The sequence below is a fragment of the Bacillus sp. LR_5 genome (assembly GCF_042709275.1).
The window spans coordinates 1-3684 of record NZ_JAVAXX010000433.1; the positions used below are offsets into that span (position 1 = coordinate 1).

5 protein-coding genes are annotated in these 3684 nt (G+C 43.1%); 2 read left to right on the forward strand and 3 right to left on the reverse strand.

All coding sequences use genetic code 11. The annotated features are described in order from the left end of the window. The coding region (locus tag RAC86_RS36485) for a YceD family protein (RefSeq protein ID WP_377886764.1) at window positions 1-270 on the reverse strand (270 nt) is incomplete at its 3' end. Window positions 271-297: 27 nt separating this feature from the next. Between RAC86_RS36485 and RAC86_RS36490 the strand changes: the two genes are divergently transcribed. Together RAC86_RS36490 and RAC86_RS36495 are read left to right on the forward strand one after the other, a co-directional pair. Next, on the forward strand, window positions 298-483 hold the full coding sequence (locus RAC86_RS36490) for a hypothetical protein (RefSeq protein ID WP_003232215.1): 186 nt from the start codon (window positions 298-300) through the stop codon (window positions 481-483). Beyond that, a complete protein-coding gene (locus RAC86_RS36495; RefSeq protein WP_029726515.1) occupies window positions 480-1727 on the forward strand; it encodes a nucleotidyltransferase in 1248 nt (415 codons plus the stop codon). The genes RAC86_RS36490 and RAC86_RS36495 overlap by 4 nt, the downstream gene beginning before the upstream one ends. A gap of 16 nt (window positions 1728-1743) precedes the next feature. On the opposite strand, the gene ddcP is transcribed toward RAC86_RS36495, so the two are convergent. Next, the gene (gene ddcP / locus RAC86_RS36500; RefSeq protein ID WP_029726516.1) at window positions 1744-2769 is read right to left on the reverse strand and encodes a protease DdcP; all 1026 of its coding nucleotides are present in this window, start codon (window positions 2767-2769) and stop codon (window positions 1744-1746) included. A gap of 1 nt (window position 2770) precedes the next feature. Continuing rightward, a complete protein-coding gene (locus tag RAC86_RS36505; RefSeq protein WP_003232221.1) occupies window positions 2771-3553 on the reverse strand; it encodes a patatin family protein in 783 nt (260 codons plus the stop codon). Window positions 3554-3684: the final 131 nt, after the last annotated feature.

The following is a 3684-nucleotide window of genomic DNA, read 5'->3' on the forward strand; positions in this document are numbered from 1 at the left end:
GTGATGAAATATAAACAGTTCTTTTGTTGAAATTTCAAATGGATACGGGACATCAACGAGTGTTCTTGAGCATGGCAAAATCATTTCGCCTGAAATTGTAAAATCAAACGAAACCTGTTTGGATTTGATATCCGCTCTGCCCTTCACCCGGACGGGAGAAATGCGGCGAATGTCAGAATTCAGCTTTGTCAGCTCATTTAACTCAACTGTTTCATCAAACTCAAAACTTTGTTTTGGCATTTGATGCAGCTGATAAATCGTCCATTTCATTTGTATCACCTCAGGAAAGCAACAAACATGATTATAGCTTTTAAGATTGTTTTTGTCAATATTTTTTCTTTACAGCATAATGCTGCCATTGAAGTATCGTTGACAGCGGAATATGCTATGCATACACTTAAAACAAAAATAAGGCGTAAGAGTTTTCATTTGCAAATGTACCATACGTTTTTAAACATAGCAAGAAAGGCGGAAAAAATATGAAAGCTGTCGGATTGGTGGTTGAATATAATCCCTTTCATAACGGTCACCTTTATCATGCCCAAACAGCAAAGCGGCAAACCGGATGTGACACGGCTGTCGCGGTCATGAGCGGGCATTTTTTACAGCGCGGGGAGCCCGCTGTTGTATCAAAATGGGCCCGAACAAAAATGGCCCTGCAAAGCGGAGTTGACCTCGTCATTGAGCTGCCTTATCTTTATGCCGTGCAAAAAGCAGACATTTTTGCACGCGGCAGTGTTTCCATCCTGAACGAACTTGAATGTGAGGCGCTGTTTTTCGGGAGTGAAAATGGGGATATCAAGCCTTTTTTAGAAACAGCACAGCTTATTGATGAGCATAAACATATATTGAATGACCGAATTAAAGAAGAACTTAAAAAGGGGGCCAGTTACCCAGCAGCGGCGGCTAGCGCCTTCAGCTCCATTTTGCATACTGAAAGTGCACTTGACTTGTCAAAACCAAATAACATTTTGGGATACCAGTATGTGACCTCGATTCTAACCGGGGGATATCCTATGAAACCTTATACTACGGCACGCATCTCTTCGGACTATCATGATGCCGATCTCCCTGAAGGCGAAAACCATATCGCAAGCGCCACAAGCATCAGAAAAGCAATGACTGGCCAGAATCTCGAAGCCTGCTTTCGTTTTCTCCCTGCTGCCTCTGCACGTGAATTAGCAGCTTACCGCAAATCTTTCGGATTGTGGCATACACCTGAGAGCTACTTTTCTTACTTAAAATACAGCCTTTCAACTGTAACAGCACAGGAATTACAACAAGTATACGAGGTGGAGGAAGGTTTAGAGCACAGAATTCTTCGTTCGATCAGAAAATCCAGCTCCTATCAGGAATTTATGGAACTGCTGAAAACAAAACGCTATACGTGGACAAGGCTCCAGCGGATGAATACACACATTTTAAACAGAACAAAAAAACTGGATATGCAAAAGCTGCTTGACAACGATAAGGTGCCGTATATCAGGCTTCTCGGCATGACGAAAAAAGGACAGGCTTATTTATCCGAAAAGAAAAAAGCACTGTCTGTTCCGCTTGTCAGCAAACTGTCCTCTTTCTCCCATCCAGCTCTCGATCTGGACGTAAAAGCAAGCAGGATTTACAGCCTGCCGATAGAAGAGCCGCTGAGAACTGAGTTTGACCTGCAGGAATACGGACATGCACCGATTCGATATGACGAAGATGAACAACATTTTTTAAATGTATAGAAAAAGCACCTGATTCTCAGGTGCTTTTCGCTTTCAGCTTATTCAAATAATCAATCGCATCCTGCATGGTATCAACAGGCACAATCTTCATATTTGAATCAATATCTTTTGCTGTTTTTACTGCGTTCTTATAATCGGAATTGCTGGCGCCGTTTTGATTTGGCGCGAAGAAAATGTCTTTTCCGGCTTTGTCTGCGGCGACGACTTTTTGATCAATGCCGCCGATCGGGCCTACTTTTCCGTCAACATCAATGGTACCTGTTCCCGCAATATCGTAGCCTTTTGTTTCGTCTGGTTTTGTCAGCTGATTATAGATTTCAAGGGACATCATTAACCCTGCTGACGGGCCGCCAATATTTTCAATTTCAAAATCAATATCAGGCTCTACCTTCACGTTTCTGTCTGTATAAAGCGAAACTCCGATTCCTGCCCGATCCGGCTCATCAGGAAATTGTTTTAACGTAAGGGTGACACGCTTTTCTTTTTCTTCTCTTTCGATCTTTAACGTGACTTTATCTCCCGCTTTTTTGCTGCTGATATAATCAATCAACTTTTCAGCAGACTGATAGTTTTTGCCGTCTGCGCTGATGATTTTATCACCGACTTCTATTTTCCCTTTTGCCGGCATGTTTTCTACAACTGAGCTTGCGTATATGCCGTTAAAGGAATAGCTAACTTTTTTTCCTGCCTTTTGATAGGCGGCTATAACCGCATTTTCTTGCGAGCTTTTCATCATTTGGAGCTGTCTTTTCATATACTCCTTATCTGACTCGCCTTTTTCCTTAATGCTCTCATCAGGAACAATTTCATAATAAGGGTGCATCTTTGCCCACACATATGTAAACGGATTAGCCGGTCCCACTTTAACAGTCATTAAGGACAGGCTTCCTTTTTCCGGGTAGCCTCCCTCCACTTTTATCAATGAAGCAAGCTCTGTCGCTTCTCCCGGTTTTGTAATATAGTATGGAAGTTTTATAAATGATAAAACGGCGATCAGTATGAGGATGACGAGCATCCAGCTAAAATGTTTTTTACGTAGCAAATTATGAGCCCTCCCAATTCTCTATTTCTTTTCTTATCTTGCTGATCATTCGGTTTGTCGCCTCTTCGCCTGCCGATATCATTTCTTCAATATTGGCAAACGAGCTTGAGCTGTATGTTTCAAGGGAAGGGCGAATCATGATATCTGCGGCAATTGTTTGATGCCGCACTAATTCATTTTGCAGTATATCCATACTTTGCATAATCACATCAAAAATATGCACTGCTGTTTCAGTTTTTCGAACCCTGGAAACATCCGAAGCGATGATAATATCAGCTCCCATGTCTTTCACAACAGAAACCGGAATTCGATCGACGACCGCGCCGTCTACAAGAAGGCGTCCGTCCAGCCGCTGCGGAATAAAGATACCCGGGATGCTGATGCTGGCCCTCACTGCATCTGACACTGATCCTTTTCGGAACACAATCTTTTCTCCCGTCTGTAGATCACACGCAACAATGCCCAGCGGGATTTGGAGCTCTTCAATCGGTTTTCCGAATGTATAAGCATGCACAAGCTGTCTGACGCGGTCACCTTTTAAAAAACCGAGCTTCGGCACCGTATAATCAGCATAAAGCCTTCGTTTAAAGGCTTTGGCTACTTTTTTCATCGTTGCCACGTCATGTCCGGCGGCATAAAAACTGCCCACCAAAGCGCCCATGCTGCTTCCTGCAATCATATCCACTTCAATTTGGTGCTTATGTAAACTGGAAAGCACACCGAGATGAGCAAGCCCTCTGGCCCCTCCCGATCCTAACGCTAACCCGATTTTAGGTTTGGCCAAAGCGTTAACCTCCTGCCTGAATTCCCTGTATACCGAATTCTATGGTCTAAACTGAACCCCTATGCTCGTATATTAGTACAAAGAATCAAGAGGACAGGTACTACTTGGCCGTTTTACATCATACATTATTT

Coding starts and splice junctions, on each gene's coding strand:
- RAC86_RS36490 (WP_003232215.1), top strand. CDS start 298: ATGATTATAGCTTTTAAGATTGTTTTTGTCAATATTTTTTCTTTACAG.
- RAC86_RS36495 (WP_029726515.1), top strand. CDS start 480: ATGAAAGCTGTCGGATTGGTGGTTGAATATAATCCCTTTCATAACGGT.